Source organism: Pseudomonas sp. QL9, assembly GCF_041409665.1.
Lineage (GTDB): Bacteria > Pseudomonadota > Gammaproteobacteria > Pseudomonadales > Pseudomonadaceae > Pseudomonas > Pseudomonas knackmussii.
Map to the genome: position 1 here is coordinate 2,700,418 of NZ_CP166971.1, position 20,175 is coordinate 2,720,592.

At 67.4% G+C, this 20,175-nt stretch carries 18 protein-coding genes; 8 read left to right on the forward strand and 10 right to left on the reverse strand.

Annotated features, from left to right (window positions below; translation table 11 throughout):
* Window positions 1–133 precede the first annotated feature (133 nt).
* On the forward strand, window positions 134–1,099 hold the full coding sequence (locus ACA097_RS12795) for an SDR family oxidoreductase (protein WP_043256701.1): 966 nt from the start codon (window positions 134–136) through the stop codon (window positions 1,097–1,099).
* Here the strand turns inward: ACA097_RS12795 and ACA097_RS12800 are convergent.
* The 5 genes from ACA097_RS12800 to ACA097_RS12820 form a co-directional block, all read right to left on the reverse strand.
* Window positions 1,096–2,661 carry a PAS domain-containing methyl-accepting chemotaxis protein gene (locus ACA097_RS12800; RefSeq protein WP_371370325.1) on the reverse strand — a complete coding sequence of 522 codons (1,566 nt, stop codon included), beginning with the start codon at window positions 2,659–2,661 and terminating at the stop codon, window positions 1,096–1,098. The two genes, ACA097_RS12795 and ACA097_RS12800, sit on opposite strands and share 4 nt — an antisense overlap.
* Window positions 2,658–4,835 (reverse strand): putative bifunctional diguanylate cyclase/phosphodiesterase, encoded by a 2,178-nt coding sequence (locus tag ACA097_RS12805; protein WP_371370512.1) that lies wholly within the window; start codon window positions 4,833–4,835, stop codon window positions 2,658–2,660. Before ACA097_RS12805 ends, ACA097_RS12800 begins: the two co-directional genes overlap by 4 nt.
* A 155-nt stretch (window positions 4,836–4,990) precedes the next feature.
* Window positions 4,991–5,314 carry a hypothetical protein gene (locus ACA097_RS12810; RefSeq protein ID WP_043256697.1) on the reverse strand — a complete coding sequence of 108 codons (324 nt, stop codon included), beginning with the start codon at window positions 5,312–5,314 and terminating at the stop codon, window positions 4,991–4,993.
* 70 nt (window positions 5,315–5,384) lie between these two features.
* Window positions 5,385–6,431 (reverse strand): AraC family transcriptional regulator, encoded by a 1,047-nt coding sequence (locus ACA097_RS12815; protein ID WP_371370326.1) that lies wholly within the window; start codon window positions 6,429–6,431, stop codon window positions 5,385–5,387.
* Between the two features lie 66 nt (window positions 6,432–6,497).
* On the reverse strand, window positions 6,498–8,219 hold the full coding sequence (locus ACA097_RS12820) for a Na/Pi cotransporter family protein (RefSeq protein WP_043256694.1): 1,722 nt from the start codon (window positions 8,217–8,219) through the stop codon (window positions 6,498–6,500).
* A 260-nt stretch (window positions 8,220–8,479) separates the two neighbouring features.
* On the opposite strand from ACA097_RS12820, the gene ACA097_RS12825 reads away from it, so the two are divergent.
* The gene (locus ACA097_RS12825) at window positions 8,480–8,968 is read left to right on the forward strand and encodes an LEA type 2 family protein (protein WP_371370327.1); all 489 of its coding nucleotides are present in this window, start codon (window positions 8,480–8,482) and stop codon (window positions 8,966–8,968) included.
* A 4-nt stretch (window positions 8,969–8,972) separates the two neighbouring features.
* Here the strand turns inward: ACA097_RS12825 and ACA097_RS12830 are convergent, their stop codons facing one another.
* The 3 genes from ACA097_RS12830 to ACA097_RS12840 form a co-directional block, all read right to left on the reverse strand.
* Entirely contained in the window at window positions 8,973–9,887 is a 915-nt protein-coding gene (locus ACA097_RS12830) for an AEC family transporter (RefSeq protein WP_043256690.1), read from the reverse strand.
* Between the two features lie 66 nt (window positions 9,888–9,953).
* Window positions 9,954–10,553: an adenylyl-sulfate kinase gene (gene cysC / locus ACA097_RS12835; RefSeq protein WP_371370328.1), complete on the reverse strand. Its 600-nt coding sequence runs from the start codon at window positions 10,551–10,553 to the stop codon at window positions 9,954–9,956.
* 11 nt (window positions 10,554–10,564) lie between these two features.
* Window positions 10,565–11,269, reverse strand: coding sequence for a sulfotransferase family 2 domain-containing protein (locus ACA097_RS12840; protein ID WP_371370329.1), 705 nt, complete (start codon window positions 11,267–11,269; stop codon window positions 10,565–10,567).
* Window positions 11,270–11,873: 604 nt separating this feature from the next.
* On the opposite strand from ACA097_RS12840, the gene ACA097_RS12845 reads away from it, so the two are divergent.
* From ACA097_RS12845 to ACA097_RS12860, 4 genes are all read left to right on the forward strand, one after another.
* Complete coding sequence (locus ACA097_RS12845; RefSeq protein WP_043256676.1) at window positions 11,874–12,857, forward strand: ABC transporter substrate-binding protein; 984 nt, start codon at window positions 11,874–11,876, stop codon at window positions 12,855–12,857.
* An 89-nt stretch (window positions 12,858–12,946) separates the two neighbouring features.
* A complete protein-coding gene (locus tag ACA097_RS12850) occupies window positions 12,947–13,753 on the forward strand; it encodes an ABC transporter permease (protein WP_043256675.1) in 807 nt (268 codons plus the stop codon).
* Window positions 13,741–14,574 carry an ABC transporter ATP-binding protein gene (locus ACA097_RS12855; RefSeq protein ID WP_043256673.1) on the forward strand — a complete coding sequence of 278 codons (834 nt, stop codon included), beginning with the start codon at window positions 13,741–13,743 and terminating at the stop codon, window positions 14,572–14,574. The genes ACA097_RS12850 and ACA097_RS12855 overlap by 13 nt, the downstream gene beginning before the upstream one ends.
* 122 nt (window positions 14,575–14,696) lie before the next feature.
* Window positions 14,697–16,319, forward strand: coding sequence for a GMC family oxidoreductase (locus ACA097_RS12860; protein WP_371370330.1), 1,623 nt, complete (start codon window positions 14,697–14,699; stop codon window positions 16,317–16,319).
* 74 nt (window positions 16,320–16,393) lie between these two features.
* Here ACA097_RS12860 and ACA097_RS12865 read toward each other — a convergent pair whose 3' ends face one another.
* Window positions 16,394–16,864 carry a nuclear transport factor 2 family protein gene (locus tag ACA097_RS12865; RefSeq protein WP_043256670.1) on the reverse strand — a complete coding sequence of 157 codons (471 nt, stop codon included), beginning with the start codon at window positions 16,862–16,864 and terminating at the stop codon, window positions 16,394–16,396.
* Window positions 16,865–17,034: 170 nt separating this feature from the next.
* Entirely contained in the window at window positions 17,035–17,988 is a 954-nt protein-coding gene (locus ACA097_RS12870) for a GlxA family transcriptional regulator (RefSeq protein WP_371370331.1), read from the reverse strand.
* Between the two features lie 212 nt (window positions 17,989–18,200).
* Between ACA097_RS12870 and choX the strand changes: the two genes are divergently transcribed.
* Window positions 18,201–19,139 (forward strand): choline ABC transporter substrate-binding protein, encoded by a 939-nt coding sequence (gene choX, locus ACA097_RS12875; RefSeq protein WP_043256667.1) that lies wholly within the window; start codon window positions 18,201–18,203, stop codon window positions 19,137–19,139.
* A gap of 69 nt (window positions 19,140–19,208) precedes the next feature.
* Window positions 19,209–20,093 carry a 3-keto-5-aminohexanoate cleavage protein gene (locus ACA097_RS12880; protein ID WP_160288839.1) on the forward strand — a complete coding sequence of 295 codons (885 nt, stop codon included), beginning with the start codon at window positions 19,209–19,211 and terminating at the stop codon, window positions 20,091–20,093.
* Window positions 20,094–20,175: the final 82 nt, after the last annotated feature.

The window sequence follows — 20,175 nt, forward strand, 5'->3', positions numbered from 1 at the left end:
TGGAGGGCATGCCTGGCGGCCGACCGGCGGGCGGTTGTCTTCCCCGATCATCGACAGTGGCGCGAAGTATCACTGCTGGCCTATTGCGACTAGCCTTACCCTGGCTCTTCCCGCTTCTCGTCGAGGCTTCCCCATGCGGGTTCTGATTACCGGCGCGGCCGGCTACATCGGGCAGAATCTGCTCAGCGACCTGGCCGTCCAGCACCTGGACTGGCACCTGATTGCCGCCGACGTACGCGCGTTGCCCGGGCACAATCTGAAGCCCAACGTCGAACCCGTGCGCATGGACCTGAGCCATCCCAAGCAGGTGATGGACTGCGTGCGCAACTATCGGCCGGACGCCATCGTGCATTTGGCCGCGGTGATCAATCCGCCGCGCGACATGTCGCCGGTGTTGCTGCACACCATCGAAGTCGGCGGCACGCGGACGCTGATCGAAGCCGCCGGTGAGTGCAACGTGGGCCAGCTGATCGTCACCAGTTCCGGCGCCGCCTACGGCTATCACCCGGAAAACGCCGAGTGGATCGACGAGGAGGACCCGCTGCGCGGTCATCCGCAGTTCGTCTATGCGCGGCACAAGCACGAGGTCGAGGAGCTGCTGGCCAAGGCGCGGAAGACTTATCCACAGATGCGCCAGCTGGTCCTGCGCCCCGGCACCATCCTCGGCCGCGGCGCACACAATCCGATCACCGACCTGTTCAAGCGCCGCTCGGTGCTGGGCATCAGCGGGCGTTGCAGCCGCTTCGTGTTCATCTGGGACCAGGACGTGGTGAACATCATCCGCCAGGGCCTGGAGCGCAACAGCGAAGGCATCTTCAACCTGGCCGGCGACGGCGCCCTGAGCATGCGCGAGATCGCCGAGATCCTCGGCAAGCCCTACCGCCCCTATCCGGCCTTGGTGATGCGCAGTGCGCTCGCCGTGCTCAAGCCGCTGGGCCTGTCGCAGTACGGCCCGGAGCAGGTGGACTTCCTGCGCTACCGCCCGGTGCTCGCCAATCGCCGGCTCAAGGAAGAGTTCGGCTACCAGCCGCGCTACTCCAGCCGCGAGGCCTTCCTGGCCTTCCTCGCCGCGCGTGGCATCAAGGCGGACAAGCGCTAGCCACGCCGACCCTCCCAGAAACTGCCGGCGAGCAGCCGCAGGTCTTCGGCCAGCTGCGCCATGCGCGAGGCGCTGGCCTGGCTCGCGCCGGCGCTGACGGCATTGCCGTCGGCCGATTCGCGGATCGCCAGGAGGCTGCGCTGCATCTCTTCGCTGGCGCAGCCCTGTTCCTCGATGGCGCCGGCGATCTCCAGGCTCATGCGCTGGATCGCCGCGGTTTGCGCACCTATCTGCTGCAGCGTGCCGGCGGCCTGGCCTGCCTGCTCAAGGCTGGCTTGCGCCTGGTTGCAGCATTGGCGCAGGGCTTGTACCGAATCTCCGGCGCCGCGTTGAAGGTCGCCGACCAGCCTGTGGATATCTTCCGCCGAATCGGCCGTGCGCGAGGCCAGCGCGCGAACCTCGTCGGCGACCACGGCGAAGCCCCGGCCGGCATCGCCGGCGCGCGCAGCCTCGATGGCGGCGTTGAGCGCCAGCAGGTTGGTCTGCTCGGCGACGTCCTGGATTACCTGGAGCATCCGCGAGATGCCCTCGCTGTGCCCGTGCAGCTGCTCTACCGCACTGCTGGCCTGGCGCACGCCGGACTCCAGCTCCGAGAGGCGGTTGCGCGTGGCTTGAACTTCACCCTGTCCGGATTGGGTCACGCGGTCGCTGCATTGCGCGGCCACCGCGCTGTGCTGGGCGTTGCGCGCAACGTCCTGGACGCTCTGCGCCAGTTGTTGCATGGCGCTGGCCACCTGGTCGGTCTCCTGCTGCTGGCGCCGGGTGCCGGCGTAGCTGCTGGCCACCGCCGTGGCCAGCTGCCCGGCCTGCTCGGCGAGCTGGCGCGCGGCTTCGGCCATGCGCCCGACCACCGCGCCGGTCTCGGCTTCGAGCATGCACAGGGCGAAATCGATCTCGCCGAACTCGTCGTCGCGGCCGCTGTACAGACGCTGGCTCAGCGGGTTGTCGGCGATGCGCCGGACGCGCGCGAGCAACCGACCGAACGGGCGCAACTGATGGATCAGCCAGGCACCGCCGAGCAGCAGGGCGAGCCATGGCGAAAGGAAAGACAGGCCCGGCACGGCGAAGGCCAGCAGGGCGCCCAGGCCTTGCGCCAGGAGCAGTCCGCCGAGCAGTCGCGGCAACAGTCCCAGGCGCGGCCGAGCGAGGCGGGCGCCGGCGCGCAGCTGTGCATAAAGTCGCTCGGCCGCTTCTATCTGGGCGGGTTCGGCGCGGGTGCGCACCGACTGGTATTCGACCACCTTGCCGTCGCGGCGGATCGGCGTGGCGAAGGCGCTCACCCAGTAGTGGTCGCCGTTCTTGCAGCGGTTCTTCACCAGGCCCATCCAGCTGCGCCCGTCCTTCAGCGTCTGCCAGAGGTGGGCGAAGGCGGCCGGCGGCATGTCCGGGTGACGCACGCGGTTGTGGTTCTGGCCCAGCAGCTCCTCGGCGCTGAAGCCACTGATGCTGATGAAGTCCGGGTTGATGTGGCTAACCGCACCCTTGAGATCGGTGGTGGAAAGGATGTTGGCGCTGGCCGGTACCTCGACCTGGCGCCCGCTGACCGGCAGGTTGAGCTTCATCGCGGAGTCTCCGGGTTACTGGCGAACAACTGGTCGGCGGCCATGGGGCGGCTGAACAGGAAGCCCTGGGCGAAACGGCAGCCTTCTTCGTGGAGGAACTTGAGCTGGTCTTCGTGCTCGACGCCTTCGGCCACCACTTCCAGGCCCAGGCTGTGGCCCAGGCCGATGATCGCCCGGCAGATGGCGCTCATCTCGGGATCGTCGGGGACGCGGGCGATGAAGCTGCGGTCGACCTTCAGCAGGTGCAGCGGGAAGCGCTTGAGGTAGCCCAGCGAGGAATAGCCGGTGCCGAAGTCGTCGAGGGCCAGGTACACGCCGAGCGCGGCCAGCTCGCGCAGGCAGGCGAGGGTATCGGGCGCGTCCTGCATCATCAGGCTCTCGGTTATCTCCAGCACCAGGCTGGAGGGCGCCAGGCCCGTCTCGCCGAGGATCTGTTGCAGGCGCTCGGCGAAGCCCGGCTGCTGCAGCTGGCGGATCGACAGGTTCACCGAGCAGTACAACTGCGGCTGCCCTTCGCGCTGCCAGGCCAGGGTCTGCCGGCAGGCCTGGCGCAGGACCCAGTCGCCGACGCGGACGATTTCCCCGGATTCCTCCAGCGCCGGAATGAACTGCAACGGCGAGACCGCCTCGCCGTCGCGGCGCCAGCGCAGCAGTACCTCGACGGCGATGCAGCGCGGCGGGTCGATGTCGATATCCAGGATCGGCTGGTAATGCAGGTCGAACTCCCCGCGGTCGAGCGCTTGCGCCAGGTCGCTTTCCAGCGCCAGGCGGTGCTGCGCGGCGGCCTGCAATTCGCTGCTGAAGCGCGCGTACTGCGCCTTGCCGGCTTCCTTGGCGCGGTACAGCGCAAGGTCGGCCGCCTGCAGGGTGTCCAGCGCCTGGCCATCGCCGATCAGCCCGGTGATGCCGATGCTCGCGCTGACCACCAGGGTGCGGCCTTCCAGGTGCAGCGGCTGGTGCAGGCAGTCGAGCATGCGTTGGGCGACCCCCTCGGCATCGGCCAGGCTGGCCATGTCGTCGAGCAGCACGACGAATTCATCGCCACCGAAGCGGGCCAGGTGATCGCCCGGACGCAGGCAGCGCAGCAGGCGCTGGGCGACGTCGACCAGCACGCGGTCACCGACGGCGTGGCCGAGGCTGTCGTTGATCAGCTTGAAGCGGTCGAGGTCGATGAACAGCAGCCCGGCCTCGCGCGCGCCGGGCCGGCGCTGGCGCTGCAGGGCCTGTTGCAGCAGCTCGTCCAGGCGCAGGCGGTTGGCCAGGCCGGTCAGCGGGTCGTGGCGCGCGGCGTGGCTGAGCTGGTGCTCGCTGGCCTTGCGCTGGCTGATGTCGGTCTGCGAGCCGGCCATGCGCCCTTCGGTGATCACGCCGCGCGCCAGCACCCACAGGTAGCTGCCGTCGCGTTGGCGAATCCGGTACTCGTGGCTTAGCAGGGTGGAGTTGCCGCGCAGGTGCGCTTCGATCGCCTGGTTCAGCCCGGGCAGGTCGTCGGGATGCACGCGTGCGAACCAGCTGGCGCTGCCTTCGCCGAGGCTGTCGCGGTTCAGGCCGAGCATGCCGGCCCAGCGCTCGGAAACGTACAGGCGGTCGTTGCCCAGGTCCCAGTCCCAGATACCGTCGTTGGCTCCGCGCAGGGCGCGGGCAAAGCGCGCCTCGCTGTCTTCCAGGGCCTGGCGCTGGGCTGCGGTGTAGGTGTCGATGGCCAGCGACATGTCGAAGAACACGCGCTTGAGCAGGCTGGCGAAGACCGGGGCATGGGGATGCGCGCCAAGCAGTTCGTCGAGGATGTGGTCGAGGTACTGGCGGTAGGCGCCCAGGTACCACTTGAGGTCGACGCCGACCTGCTGGTGGACCATGCCGATGCGCAGGCGGTCGCGCACGTAGGTGGGGTCGAAGGGCGCGCTCCACAGCTGCCGGTAGTACTCGGTCTGGCTGTGCTTGAGGCGGGTGAGGATGGCCGGGTTGCCGATGATCGAGGCCAGCGGCGGGAATTGCGCGAGGTGGTCGTAGAGACGGTCGATGAACAGCAGGTGGCTGTCCTCCAGGTCCTCGAACTCGTGCAAGCGGCGGCCGTCGGCCTCCTGCCAGTCGAGGTAGCTCAGGCGTTGCTCGACCTCCGCCGGCGACAGGCCGATGCGGTCTAGAACGCTGTCGAACTTGGGTCCCAGGCCCATGCCATTGTTCTCCTTGTACTTTTCTTCGGGCATGAAAAAAGCGCCGCCCCGTCGACCGAGTGATCGGTGACGGTGGCGGCGCTTTGTCTTGCAGGCCCTGGCGTCCTGCCCGGCAAAGCCGGCTCCGGATGTAGCGGAGTTCTGGTCGGCGATTTTTACACCAGCGGATATCTGTCAGACAACTCCTTCAGTGCATTGCTGAGACGCAGTCGGAGTTCGCCCAGCTCTCGGGACTTGAAGGCGTGGCGGCTGCGTTCGAGCACCGTGATGGCGTCGTCCAGCAGGGCCAGCACGCGTGCGCTGTCGCTCAGGGGCGCGTCCTTGAACCAGCGGCACAGTGGCGCCTGCGAGCAGTCCTGGCGGCCGCTGAGCACTGCGCAGGGCATCTCGTGGGCCGCCAGCAGGGCACGCAGCTCGCGGGCTAGTGTCGGGTCTTGGGACGTGACCAGCAATTGCGCTGGAAACCGGCTGAGGGTCATTTCGATACGACTCGGTAATATCAACTGGCCATTAGGTTAGTGAATGGCCAATCCGTGACATTGATCCGGGTCAGTTCGACGCTGGAGTGATCTTGGCAGCCGATTGACGGTATTCGCCTGGAGTCTTCCCGGTCCAGTGGCGGAAGGCACGGAAGAACACGCTGGGCTCGGAATAGCCGAGCAGCAGGGCAATGTCGGTCGCCGGCAACTGGCCTTCCTCCAGGTAGCGCTCGGCGAGCTGGCGGCGAGTGTCAGTGAGCAGCTGTTGATAACTGCTGCCTTCTTCCGCCAGGCGCCGCTGCAGGGTGCGTTCGCTCAACCCCAGTTCCTGGGCCAGCGCCGCGCGACCGGGTTCGCCGCGGCTGAGCTGGTTGCCGAGCAGTGCCGTGACCCGCGCCCGCACGCTGGCGCTGGGCAGCTTGGCCAGCAGGCACTCGGCGTGCTGGCGCAGCAGGTTGCGCAGGGGCGGGTTGGCTTGCGGCAGCTGCTTGGCGAGCAGGCGTCGCGGCAGGCACAGGGAGTATTCGTTGCCGCCGAAATGCAGCGGACAGGCGAAGCGCTCGCGGTAGTGGTCCAGCGTCGGCGGCTCGGCATGGATGAAGTGGCAGCCGGCCAGTTCGAATTCCGGCAGCAGGGCGCGCAATTGCAGGACCCAGAAGCTCATCAGCGCCAGGACCCGCGCGCGGGTTGCCGGTACCAGAGGGTTCAGCGGCAGGTAGCTGATCCAGGCCAGGTCGCCGGCCTCGCTCATCAGCACTTCGCCACCCTCACCGCCCAGGCGCTGGTAGCGCAGGGCGGTCTCCAGCGCCTCGCCGAGGGTGGCGCTGGTCTGCAACAGGTAGTTGAGGACGCTGAATGACGCCGCTGGCAGGTTCCCGCCCAGGGCAAGGCCGGGTTCGGGATGCTGCAGGTGCGTCTGGATGTAGTGCCAGAGGGCTTCCTGGTTGCGGAAGGCGATGCGTCCGTCGGGGTCGGCCAGTTGGCGCTCCTGCACGTCCGAAGCACTGAGCAATTCGCTGCGCTGCAGGCCCAGGCGCTCGGCGGCGACCAGTACAGCCTGCGTGAGGCCGGCGCTGACCGAGGGTTGGCAATGGCTGAGGGGGCTGCTGTCGTCCATGGCGGCTGATTCTGCCCGATCCGGATGAAAAGTGTCAGCGTCTTGGCGTCATGCTTCGGAGCGCTCTTATCCGATGGCGCTGGAATCCGAAGGGGATGTCGGCAGGCGCTGTTCCTCCAGTCCTCGAACGTCGTCCTCCTGCAGGGCCTCCAGGGCCTCCTCGAGCTCGCCGGGGAGCGTGTCGGGGTTGTCCAGCACGGCGTAGGCGATGGCGCAGAACAACGAGTTCAGGCGCTTCATATCGGAAATCAGGTCCAGGTGCAGTGAACTGGTTTCAATACTCTGCACGACCTGCTGGCGCAGGCGTTCGACATGCGAGTGCGCGTAGCGCCGTTCCTGCAGGCGGAAGCGCTGCTTGGCGCGGCGCAGGCGGCGCGCGCCTTCCTGGTCGCCATTGAGGAACACCGACAGGCTCAGGCGCAGGTTGACCTGCAGCTGGCTGTGCAGCGCGGTGATCTCGGCCAAGCCGTTGTCGGAGAAGGAGCGGCTGCGGGAGGTCTTCTTGTCCTGCACGGCGCTGAGCATGTGCTCGATGATGTCGCCCGCCTGTTCGAGGTTGATCGCCAGTTCGATGATCTCCGCCCAGCGCCGGCTGTCGCGCTCCACCAGGTCCTCGCGGGGCATGCGCGCCAGGTACAGCTTGATCGCCGTGTAGAGGGCGTCGACGTCGTCGTCGAGCTTGCGGATCTCCTTGCCCAGCAGCGGGTTGCCGGTGCGGATCACGTCCAGCAGGTTGTTCAGCATCTGCTCGACGATATCGCCCATGCGAAGGGTCTCGCGCACCGCGTTGACCAGCGCCAGGCTCGGCGTTTCCAGTGCCGCCGGGTCGAGGTGGCGGGGGCGCACGCGATCTTCCGGGGTCGGCCGGTCCGGCAGCAGGCGCGTGCAGAAGGCGGCCATGTGGCTGGTCAGCGGCAGGCAGGCGAGGCAGCGCACCGAGTTGTAGAGCACGTGGAACGCGATCACCAGCTCCTGGGTGCGGAACGGCCAGCCGTCGACCCACTGCGACAACGGGCCGATCAGCGGCAGCACCAGCACGCAGCCGGCGACCTTGAACAGCAAGCTGCCCAGCGCCACGCGGCGCCCGGCGGCGTTCTGTGCGGTAGTGCCGATCAGGGCGAGGATGCCGCTACCCAGGTTGGCGCCGACCACCAGGCACAGCGCGACCTTCAGCGAGATCACCTTGGACGTCGCCAGGGTCGCGGTGAGCAGTACGGCGGCCAGGCTGGAGTAGGAAATCATGGCGAAGAGCGCACCGGTCATGGCGTCGAGCATGACGTCGCCGGTCAGGCTGGAAAACAGCACCTTGACACCCTTGGCCTGGGTCATGGGCTCGGCCGCCGCGACTATCAACTGCAGCGCCAGGATGATCAGCCCGAGGCCGATGAAGACCCGGCCGAGTTGCCCTAGCGGCGTCTGCTTGCGCGTCAGGAAGAAGACCACGCCGAAGAAGATCGCCAGCGGCGACAGCCACGACAGGTCGAGGGTCAACACCCGCGCCATCAGCGCCGTACCGACGTCGGCGCCGAGCATGATCGCCAGCGCCGGGGCCAGCGCCATCAGGCCGCTGGCGACGAAGGAGGTGACCAGCAGGGCGGTGGCATTGCTGCTCTGCACCAGCGCGGTGACGCCGATGCCGGCCGCGAAGGCCAGCGGGCGCTTCTGCACGCTGCGGCTGAGGATGCGCCGCAGGTTGGCGCCGTACACCCGCAGGATGCCGGTTCGGACGATGTGCGTGCCCCACACCAACAGGGCAACGGCGGACAGCAGATCGAGCAGCTTCAGCATGGCGGCCCCCCTCGTACAGCGCGCCGCCCGACGTCCTTTGGTGCCCGTGGACGGCAGGGTCAGCATGGCCGTTCTTTGTCATCTGACTGTCATGGTAGACCCTCGTATTCCCGCGAGGGTTCGCCCGGCAGTGCTTTCCGTGATGCTTTCCCTGAGTAAAGCCCCGGCGGGATGAGCCTGTGGAGAATTTGTAGGATCGCCGTGGCGCAGGCACACCCAGCTAGACTTTCCCGACCTCCGTCCCCGAAAGGCCAAACCGCATGCCCATCCGCTCCGTTCTACGCCATCTGCTGACCCTGGCCCTGCTGCTCAACCTGGGCGCCTGCGCCAGCTGGTTCGGTGGCAGCGACCCGCTGCGGGTCGATCTGGTCGGGCTGGAGCCGTTGCCGGGGCAGGGCATGGAAGCGCGCTTCGCGGTCAAGTTGCGGGTGCAGAACCCCAACGACAGCAACATCGATTACCACGGCGTAGCGCTGGACCTGAGCGTCAACGGGCGGCCGCTGGCCAGTGGCGTCAGCGACCAGAGCGGCCAGGTGCCGCGCTTCGGCGAACAGGTGTTGAGCGTGCCGGTGAGCATTTCCGCCTTCCGCCTGGTGCGCCAGGCCTGGGGGCTGGGCAACGCGCAACCGCTGAAGGGCTTGCCCTACGAGCTCAGCGGCAAGCTCGCCGGTGGGTTGTTCGGCACCGTGCGCTTCAACGACAAGGGCGTGCTCGATTGGCCGGCCAATGCGCCGGTGCCTTCGCTCTGAGGCCTCAGCCCGCAGCCTGCACCAGGCCCATCACCAGCAGCAGGCTGGCGCCGGCCAGCAGGGTCTGCAGGGTGATGACGCCGGCCATCAGGTGACTGTCGCCGCCCAGCTCGCGGGTCAGCACATAGGAGGTCGGTGCGGTCGGCAGGGCGAAGAACAGCACCAGCACCGCACTCTCCAATGGCGCCAGGCCGAGCAGCCGGGTGATGCAGAAGGCCAGCGCCGGCATCGCCAGCAGGCGCGTAGCGCAGCAGCCGAGCAGGGCAGGCAGCTCGGCGCGCAGCTCCTTGGGTTGCAGCGCAGCGCCTACGCAGAGCAAGCCCAGCGGCAGGCTGGCTACTGCGAGCAGATCGAACAGCCGGGCACCGCCACCGTCGAGCGAAATGCCGGCCAGGTTGACCAGCGCGCCGGCGGCGCAGGCGAGGATCAGCGGGTTCTTCAGTATCGGCAGCAACAGAGCGCGCGGGCCGATGCCGCGCTCGGCGGTCAGCGCCCAGACCGACATCAGGTTCACCGCCGGCACCAGCAGCGCCAGCATGAGCGCGGCCAGGGTCAGGCCGTCCTTGCCGTACAGGCTGCCGATCGCCGCAAGGCCCAGGTAAGTGTTGAAGCGCAGCACTCCTTGCGCCAGGGCGCCGAAGCGCGCCGCGCTCCAGCTGCGCAGGCGCCTCCAGAGCAACAGCAGCAGCCAGGCCGCGCCCAGCCCGAGCAGTACCGCCAGCGCCAGCCGGCCGATGCCGGGATCGTGCAGCGGCGCCTTGGCCAGGCTGGCGAACAGCAGGGACGGGAACAGGATGAAGTAGTTCAGGCGTTCTGCGGCCGGCCAGAAGGCTTCGCCGGGAAAGCCGCGACGGCGCAGCAGGAAGCCGCCGACGATGAGCGCGAAGAGTGGCCAGAGGGCCTCGAACAGGATGGACACGGCTACTCCGCGGCAGGGATAGAGCCGGCATCTTGCCGAGCCGCGATGCCCGCGGGCAAGCGCGGCTCAGCTGCGGCAGCGGCGCAGGACCTGCTCCAGCAGGGCGGCGGTGGCCTGTTCGGTGTCGACGCGGCTGGTGTCGATCGCGCAGTCGGCGTCCAGCGGCGGCTCGTAGGGGCTGTCGATGCCGGTGAAGTTGCGGATGCGTCCTTCGCGGGCGGCACGATACAGGCCTTTCGGATCACGTTCGGCGCAGACTTCCAGCGGTGTGCTGACGTAGACGCTGAGCAGCGCATCCTTGCCCAGGCGCTGGCGCGCGGCTTCGCGGTCGGCGCGGAACGGCGTGATGGCGGAGACGATCACCACCAACCCGGCGTCGAGCATCAGCCGCGCCACTTCGGTCAGCCGGCGGATGTTCTCGCGACGCCCGGCCTCGCTCATGTCGAGGTCGCAGTTCAGTCCGCTGCGCAGGGTGTCGCCATCGATCAGGAAGCTGTGGATGCCCTGCGCATGGAGGGCCTTTTCGAGGGCATTGGCCAGGGTCGACTTGCCCGATCCGGACAGCCCGGTGAGCCAGACGCAGCAGGGCTGCTGGCCTTTCTGCAGGGCGCGGTCTTGCGGGCTGATGCTGCTGGCGTGGGGGTGGATGTGCAGGGTATCGGTCATGGGCAGGCTCGTCATTCGTAGCCGAGCAGCTGGTAGTCGCGCTGGTAGGCGCGACGCACCAGGCGGCGCGTACGGGTGCTGCAAAGGTCGCGGGCGGGCTGTTCGCTGCGCTCGCGCGAGGCGTTCAGGTGCGGCAGCTGCACGTCCAGGTTCAGGCGTTCGCAGAGCGCGCGGAAGTCCGCATCGAGGCTCTCCTGGCGGCCGATGAAATCCATCGCCAGGTGGCCGAGGGAGTCGCAGAGGAAATCGGTCTGCGGCACGAAATGCAGTTGCTTGTGCAGGTTTTCCGGATGCAGCCACTGCTGGATGAAGTCGTCGAAGTCGCGGTAGCGGCTGACCAGCTCGTGGGCCGCCTGGTCGCGCTTGGCCAGCTGGTTGCCGCGCAGGTAGGCGTAGGCCGAATAGGCGCGCTCCAGCGGATCGCGGACGAAGCTGAACTTGAAGCTTTCGGCGTAATCCCGGGGGAACTGCTGTTCGTACCAGTACAGCGGCAGGTGGCCGGGGCGACCCTTGCCGAACAGGGCGGCGCAAAGGCTGCTGCCGGCGCACTTGGGTACGTGGATGAACAGGCACCCCTGCTGGCGGAAGTAGTCGGGGAAGTGCGCCTTCGCCGACATTGCCTTGTTCACCAGCGGGCGCTCCTCGGCCGGCATTCGGCTGAGCAGGAAGGCGCGCTGGCTCTTGGGCAGCAGCTTCCAGAAATAGCGTTGCAGCATGGGACTCTCGGTACGTCCTGGGCATCCTTCAATGAAGTGCGTCGGACTGGAAGGGACGATCGAAGTTCAGCAAATCTTAACAAAACTCTGATCCGGGAATATGCCATCCAGGTCAAGACCGTAAAGGCCTTGATACATGGCGACTTCGGCTTGTCCGAAATTTAGCGGAAGAAGCGCCATCCGCATCCCTCGCCGGCATCGCCGATGCCGCCGCCTTACCGCCGTGGCAGGCCGCTTAGGCCGCGTCGGTCGGGGCGCGCAGCAGGGGATGCAGCGTCAGGGCAGGAAGCCTGTTTCGACGAAAAAGGGCACATCAATCAACGATAGTGCCTGGCCGACCCTGTACTCGGCCGCGGTTTACATCCTGACCGGGCGGCCAGCTGAAGGCAGCTTTTTCTTATGTCGCAACCACATAAATAATAATTTTCCGAGCCTCTCGCTTCGGCCACCATCGGCCTGTCACCTCTTGCCAACCGCCGCCTGCCAACAGGTGCAGGAGCCGCAGAGCTCCGCGTCGCACAGATTCGGTGAGAGTCGATCTTCGGCCACCTGGCCACTGCCGCAGTTATCCAATAACAAGCCAAATCGGCTGTGGGAGTGCTTCATGAACAAGTCCTTGCTCGTGCGTCTCGCTCGTCCCCTCGCCCTCGCCGGGTTGCTCGCCGGCGCCGCCGGTGCCGCCCAGGCCGGCACCCTGTCCATCGGCCATACCACCTGGGTCGGCTACGGCACCCTGTACCTCGCCCGCGACCTGGGCTACTTCAAGGAACAGGGCCTCGACCTGCAGCTGACTCCCATCGAGGAAGCCTCGATGTACATGGCCGCCCAGGCCTCCGGGAAGCTCTCAGGTTCCGCCTCGACCATCGACGAAATCCTCAAGTACCGCCCGCAGTTCTGCTTCAAGGCTGTAGCCGCGCTGGACGACAGCCATGGCGGCGACGGCGTGCTGGTGGGCAAGGACGTCACCAGCCTGGCCCAGCTCAAGGGCAAGGAAGTGGCGGTCAACGAAGGCTCGGTGTCGCAGTTCTGGCTGTCCTACCTGCTGAAGAACGCCGGCATGAGCATGAGCGACATCAAGGTGCAGAACATGACCGCCGACGATGCCGCCACCGCCTTCATCGCCGGCCGCGTGCCCGCTGCCGTGACCTGGGAGCCGCACCTGTCGCTGGTGCGCCAGAAGCAGACCGGCAAGGTGCTGATCGACAGTACCAGCACCCCAGGCGTGATCGTCGACGTGGTGGCGTTGAACTGCGACGTCATCGAGAAGCAGCCCGAGGACGTCAAGGCGCTGGTGAAGGGCCTGTACAAGGCCGTGCAGTACACCAAGGAGCACCCGCAGGAGGCCTACGCGATCATGGCCAAGGGCGTCGGCGGCTACCTGGCCGATCCGAAGGACCTGGCCGACGCCGCCAAGGGCGTGCGCTTCTACGACGAGGCCATGAGCGAGAAGCTCCTCGGTGCGCCCGGCAAGCCAGGCGACATCAAGGACATCATCGGCCTGGCCAACAGCACCTGGACCCAGCTGCAGGGCAAGACCTTCCAGGTCAGCTACGACGACCTGGTCGACACCCGCTACGTCGTCCAGTGATCCCGGCGGGCTCCGTGCCCGCCTTCCCACCCGATTTTTCCACCCCTGATCCTGGCGGAGGCCCCCGGCCGGCCGCATGGAGGTAATCGATGTCTCGTCCCGCGCAATCCTGGCTCAGCCGCTGCCTGACCCCCAAGGTCGAGCTGCCGGTACGCCTGGTGTGGTCCGCCAGCGCCGTCTGCTGGCTCCTGGTGCTCGGCCTCTGGGCCCTGTTCTCCTACGGTGGGCTGGTGCCCTCGATGTTCCTGCCCAGCCCCGGCGCGGTGGTCGAGGCCGCCTTCCGCCTGGCCGGCGACGGCACCCTCGGCACCCATGTGCTGGCCAGCGTCGAAGTGGTGATGATCGGCTTCCTGGTGTCCTCGGTGGTCGCCGTGCCGCTGGGCCTGCTGATGGGCAGCTTCCGCATCGTCCAGGCGTTCCTCGAACCCCTGGTGAACTTCATCCGCTACCTGCCGGTGACCTCCTTCGTGCCGCTGTTCATCCTGTGGATCGGCATCGGCATCGAGCAGCGCGTCGCGGTGATCATCTTCGGCACCTTCTTCCAGCAGCTGGTGATGATCTCCGACGTCTCCCGCGGGGTCTCCAAGGACCTGGTCAACGCCTCCTACACCCTGGGCTGCAACCGCCGCGACGTAGTCATGCACGTACTCGGCCCGGCCTCGCTGCCCGGCGTGCTCGACACCCTGCGCGTGACCATGGGCTGGGCCTGGACCTACTTGGTGGTGGCCGAACTCGTCGCCGCCAGCAGCGGCCTGGGCTACATCAGCCTGAAGGCCATGCGTGGCTTCCAGGTGGACGTGATCTTCCTCGCCATCGCCATCATCGGCCTGCTCGGGCTGATCACCGACCAACTGTTCCGCATCATCCGTCTGAAGGTGGCCTCATGGGCGCAGTAACCGCTATGCATCGCAACGACGCGGCTCCCGCCGCACAGGGCGCGCAGCAACCCCGGCTGCGCGTGGAGCAGGTCAGCCTGCGCTACCGCACCCCGGACGGCGGCACCTTCGCCGCCCTGGACAAGGTTTCCTTCGAAGTGCCGGACCAGCAGTTCGCGGTGATCGTCGGCCCCTCCGGCTGCGGCAAGTCGAGCCTGCTGTACCTCACCGCCGGGCTCTCCGAGCCCACCGACGGCGACATCTACGTCGGCGGCAAGCGCGTCGAGGGGCCGGGCCCGGACCGCGGCATGGTGTTCCAGAGCTACACCCTGTTCCCCTGGCTCACCGTGCGCGAGAACATCGAGTTCGGCCTCAAGCGCCGCGGCATGCCGGCCTCCGAGCGCAAGGAAATCGTCGACTACTACCTCAACGAAGTGGGCCTGGCGAACTTCGCCGGCAATTATCCCAAGCAGCTCTCCGGCGGCATGATGCAGCGCGTGGCCATCGCCCGCGCGCTGGCCAACGACCCGCAGATCCTGCTGATGGACGAGCCCTTCGGCGCCCTCGACAGCCAGACCCGCATGCAGATGCAGAAGCTCCTGCTGCGCGTCTGGGACCACAGCAAGAAGACCGTGGTGTTCGTCACCCACGACATCGACGAGGCCATCCTGCTGGGCGACCGCGTCTACGTCATGGGCGCCCGCCCGGGCCGCATCAAACGCATCCTCGACGTGCCCATCGAGCGCCCGCGCTCGCTGGACATGGTCATGGACCGCCAGTTCATCGACATGAAGCGCGAGATCCTCGGGCTGCTGCACGACGACCTGGAAGAGGCGCACTGATTAGGTTTTCGCGTTCGCGGGGATGACGTGAAGAGCCGGAGATCGTCGGCACGTGCTCTCCATCGTCTCCCCCGCGAACGCGGGGGCCCAGCGAATGGCCCTCGGGCAACAAGGAGACCCCCATGCCCCACGATCCCAACACCTACGACTACCTCATCGTCGGCGCCGGCTCCGCCGGCTGCGTGCTGGCCAACCGCCTGAGCGCCGACCCCTCGGTGCGCGTCTGCCTGCTGGAGGCCGGCGGCAGCGACGCCAGCCCGCGCATCCAGACCCCGGCCGGCACCATCACCCTGTACAAGAGCCGCAAATACAGCTGGAACTTCTTCTCCGCGCCGCAGAAGCGCCTGAACGACCGCGCGCTGCACTGCCCACGCGGCAAGGCCCTCGGCGGTTCCAGCTCGATGAACAGCATGATCTACATCCGCGGCCACGCCTCGGACTACGACCGCTGGGCCGAGCTCGGCTGCGAGGGCTGGAGCTGGCGCGAAGTGCTGCCGTACTTCCGCAAATCAGAAGGCAATCGCCTCGGCCAGGACCTGGCGCTGCACGGCACCCAGGGCGAGCTCTGGGTCGACCGCCCGCGCGACCCCAACCCGCTGTCGCACCTGTTCGTGAAGGCCGCGCAGCGCATCGGCCTGCGCCAGAACGACGACTTCAACGGCCGCGACTTCGAGGGTGTGGGCATCTACAACGTGACCCAGAAGGATGCGAAGCGCCTGAGCAGCTACCGCGCTTTCGTCGCGCCGCTGCAGCGCCCGAATCTCACCGTGCTGACCGACTGCCAGGTGCATCGCCTGCTGCTCGACGGCGCGCGGGTCACGGGCCTTGAGCTGCGCAGCGGCGAGCGCCTGCTGGCCAGCCGCGAAGTGCTGCTGAGCGCCGGCTCGCTGGGTTCGCCGCAGATCCTCCTGGCCTCCGGTATCGGCCCGCGCGACGAGCTGCAGGCCGCCGGCATCGAGGCGCGGCACCACCTGCCGGGCGTCGGCAAGAACCTCCAGGACCACCTCGACGGCCTGGTCACGGTGCGCTCGCCGAGCCCGCTGAGCCTGGGCTTCTCCCTCGGTTCGCTGGGCCAGGTGCTGCTCTCGCCGTTCAAGTACCTGCTGCGCAAGAAGGGTTGGCTGACCACCAACTACGTCGAGGCCGGCGGCTTCGCCCGCACCCCGCTGGCGGACGGCCTGGCCGACGTGCAATTCCACTTCGTGCCCGGCTACCGCAGCCATCGCGGCCGCCTGTTCGAGTGGGGCCACGGCTACGCCATCCACACCTGCGTGCTGCGCCCGAAAAGCATCGGTGAACTGCGCGTGAAGCCCGGCGGCGACATCGAGATCGACTACAACTTCCTCGCCGACGAGGCCGATGGCCGGGTGCTGGTGGAAGGCGTGAAGCTGGCGCGCAAGATCCTCGCCCAGCCCGAGTTCGATGCCATCCGCGGCGCCGAGATGCTGCCCGGCCCGCAGGTGCAGAGCGACGAGCAGCTGCTCGAACACCTGCGCGACTACGCCGCCACCGTGTTCCACCCGGTGGGCACCTGCAAGATGGGCCACGACCCGATGGCGGTGGTTGATTCGCAGCTGCGCGTCCACGGTCTGAAGGGCCTGCGCGTGGTCGATGCCTCGATCATGCCGACCCTGGTCAGCGGCAACACCAACGCGCCCTGCATCATGATCGGCGAGAAGGCTGCGTCGATGATCCTGGCGGAGCGTTTCACCACCGTGCCGGATGCGGCGGCGGTGCCGGCGTAACGGCGTTATTTACTGGGTTATTCCCCTTCGGGCCAGCGCTTGCGATGGCCTGACGGGGAATAACCCAGAAACCGTCACAGCCCCAGGTCGCTGAGGGACGGATGCTCATCCGGCCGCCTTCCCAGCGGCCAGCGGAACAGCCGCTCGCCCTCGCTGATCGGCAGGTCGTTGATCGATGCGTGCCGCTCGAACATCAGGCCGTTCTCGTCGAAGGCCCAGTTCTCGTTGCCGTAGGAGCGGAACCAGTTGCCCGAGTCGTCGCGCCACTCGTAGGCGAAGCGCACGGCGATGCGGTTGTCGGTGAACGCCCAGAGCTCCTTGATCAGGCGGTATTCCTGCTCGCGGCGCCACTTGGCGGCGAGGAACTCGACGATCTGCGGACGGCCGCGCAGGAAGGTCGAACGATTACGCCACTGGCTGTCCGGGCTGTAGGCCAGGGACACGCGCTGCGGATCGCGGCTGTTCCAGCCGTCCTCGGCGGCGCGGACCTTCTGGATGGCGGTTTCACGGGTGAAGGGCGGAAGCGGGGGACGTTGTTCGCTCATGGCTGTTTTCCTCGGAGAGTGGCGTTGCAGTTGCTGTAATGCTGCGCCTGGCCGGGTTATGGATAAATGACGAAGACCCCACGGATCTTGCCAATCGCTTCATTCCACCGTGTAGGAGCGGCCCATGGCCGCGAATCGCGCGCATGGCGCGCTCCTACAGGGGATACGGATCAGGTCGCCACCCTCGGCAACGCCGCCCGGTCATGACTCGGGCACACGCCGAACTTCGCCCGGTAGCTGCGCGACAGGTACGACGGCGACTCGAAGCCGCAGGCCAGGCCCACTTCCAGCACGCTCATGTCGGTCTGCCGCAATAGCTGGCGAGCCTTGTCCAGGCGCAGGCCGAGGTAGAAGTTCGACGGCGTGTCGTGCAGGTGCAGGCGGAACAGGCGCTCCAGTTGGCGCCGGGTGACCTGGATGTGCTCGGCCAGCTCCAGGGTCGAGAGCGGTGGTTCGGTGTGCCGCTCCATCTCGCCGAGCACCTGGATCAGCTTCTTGTTGGTTACCCCGTAGCGGCTCGCCAGCTGCAGGCGCTGGTGGTCCTGCCGGGTGCGGATGCGCCCGACGACGAACTGCTCGGAGACCTGCACCGCCAGCTCCGGGCCGTGGGCGCGGGCGATCAGGTCGAGCATCAGGTCGATGGACGCGGTGCCGCCGGCGCTGGTGATGCGCGGGCCGTCGATCTCGAACAGCTCCTGGGTTGCCTCCAGTTGTGGATAACTCTCGCGGAAGGCGTCCAGCGCCTCCCAGTGCAGGGTGCAGCGCCGGCCTTCGAGCAGCCCGGCCTCGGCGAGGACGAAGCTGCCGGTGTCGATGCCACCGAGGGTCACGCCCTCGCGATCCAGCCAGCGCAGCCAGTGCACCAGCGCCGGGTTGCAGGTGCCCAACGGATCGAAGCCGGCGACCACGAACAGCGTATCGCCGCGCCGCAGCGTCTCCAGGCCGCTGTCGGCGTTCATCGACATGCCGTTGCTGGCCAGCACCGGGCCGCCGTCGACGCTGCACAGGTGCCAGCGGTACAGCTCGCCGCGAAAGCGGTTGGCCACGCGCAACGGCTCCACGGCGGAGACGAAACCCATCACGGAAAATCCGGGCAGCAGGAGAAACCAGAAGTCATTGGACACGGCGTCATCCGGGCGATTCGGGCGGTGATCAACCGGTATGGAGCATTTATTGGGCGCTGGCAATCGGGGAGGTCGCTGCTGTGCAAGAGGTGGTCGCCGGTGTGCGATTTTTCGCCGCAGGCACTGCGTAGTTTTGACTCCAGCCACCGCCGGGCGGGGCCGCATGACACAACAACGATAACCATTGCCGCAAAGGCCTTGAGGGAGAAGTCATGAAGCGAATGATCAAAGCGGTAGGCTGCGCCGCTGCTGTACTCGCCAGCCAGTCGCCGTGGGCCGCCGAACAGGCGTCCTGTCAGGACGTGCGGATGGGCGTGGTCGCCTGGACCGACGTCGTTGCCACCAGTGCCATGGGCGATGTGCTGCTCGAAAGCCTGGGCTACCGGGTCAAGCAGACCAACGCGGTGCAGCAGATCATCTTCTCCGGCATCCGCGACAACCGCCTGGACATCTTCCTCGGCTACTGGAAGCCGGCGATGGACAAGAACATCGCGCCCTTCCTCCAGGCCAAGCAGGTCACCGTGCTGGAGAAACCCAGCCTGGCCGACGCCCAGGCCACCCTGGCGGTGCCCGACTATGTATATGACGGCGGCCTGAAGACCTTCGCCGACATCGCCAAGTACCGCGACAAGCTCGGCAACAAGATCTACGGCATCGAGCCGGGCACCGGCGCCAACGCCAACATCAAGGGCATGATCGACAAGGACCAGTTCGGCCTGAAGGGCTTCCAGCTGGTCGAGTCCGGCGAAGCCGGCATGCTCGCCGCGGTCAAGCGCGCCGGGCAGCGCAACGAGTGGGTGGTGTTCGTCGGTTGGACCCCGCACCCGATGAACATCAACATGAAGATGCACTACCTCACCGGCAGCCAGGACGTCTTCGGCCCCGACGAAGGCCGCGCCAGCGTCTCGGTGGTCACCGCGCCGGACTATGCGCAGCGCTGCCCCAACGTCAGCCGCCTGCTCTCCAACCTGACCTTCAGCGCCGCCCAGGAAAGCCAGCTGATGGTGCCGATCATGGAGCGCAAGGACCCGAAGGATGTGGCCCGGCAGTGGCTCAAGGATCACCCCGAGGACGCCAAGCGCTGGCTCGACGGCGTGACCACCTTCGACGGCAAGCCCGCCGACCCCGCGGCCCTCACCGCCGCCAACTGATCACCGACTCCCCGCTGCGCGGCAGCCGCCGCGCACGGCCTCCGTACGCCTGAAGGAAGGACTGCAACCGTGAATTACGAAGTGATCGTCACCTGCGCGGTGACCGGCGCCGGCGACACCGTCGGCAAGCACCCGGCGATCCCCGTCACCCCCAAGGAAATCGCCGCCGCCGCCATCGAGGCCGCCAAGGCCGGGGCCACGGTCGCCCACTGCCACGTGCGCGATCCGAAGACCGGCAAGCCGAGCCGCGACGTGAACCTCTACCGCGAAGTGGTGGAACGCATCCGCGAGAGCGACACCGACATCATCATCAACCTCACCGCCGGCATGGGCGGGGACCTGGAGATCGGCAAGGGCGAGCAGCCGCTGGAGTTCGGCGCCGGCACCGACCTGGTCGGCCCGCTGGAGCGCCTCAAGCACGTCGAGGAACTGCTGCCGGAAATCTGCACCCTGGACTGCGGCACCCTGAACTTCGGCGACGGCGACTTCATCTACGTTTCCACCCCGGCCCAACTGCGCGCTGGCGCCAAACGCATCACCGAGCTGGGCGTGAAGGCTGAGCTGGAAATCTTCGATACCGGGCACCTGTGGTTCGCCAAGCAGATGCTCAAGGAAGGCCTGCTGGAAGACCCGCTGATCCAGATCTGCCTGGGCATCCCGTGGGGCGCGCCGGCCGACACCACCACCATGAAGGCCATGGCCGACAACATTCCCGACGGCCTCACCTGGGCCGGCTTCGGCATCGGCCGCTCGCAGATGCCGATGGTCGCGCAAGCCATGCTGCTGGGCGGCAACGTGCGCGTCGGCCTGGAAGACAACATCTGGCTGGACCGCGGCGTGCACGCCAGCAACGGCCAACTGGTGGAGCGCGCCATCGAGATCATCGAACGCCTCGGCGGCCGCGCCCTGTCGCCCGCCGAAGGGCGCAAGAAGATGAACCTCAAGCCGCGCTGATCCGGACTCGCATACGTCGACGTAGGGCGAATAACCCGGAACGGGTTATCCGCCGCCGGATCGGCGCATAACGCTGCGCGTT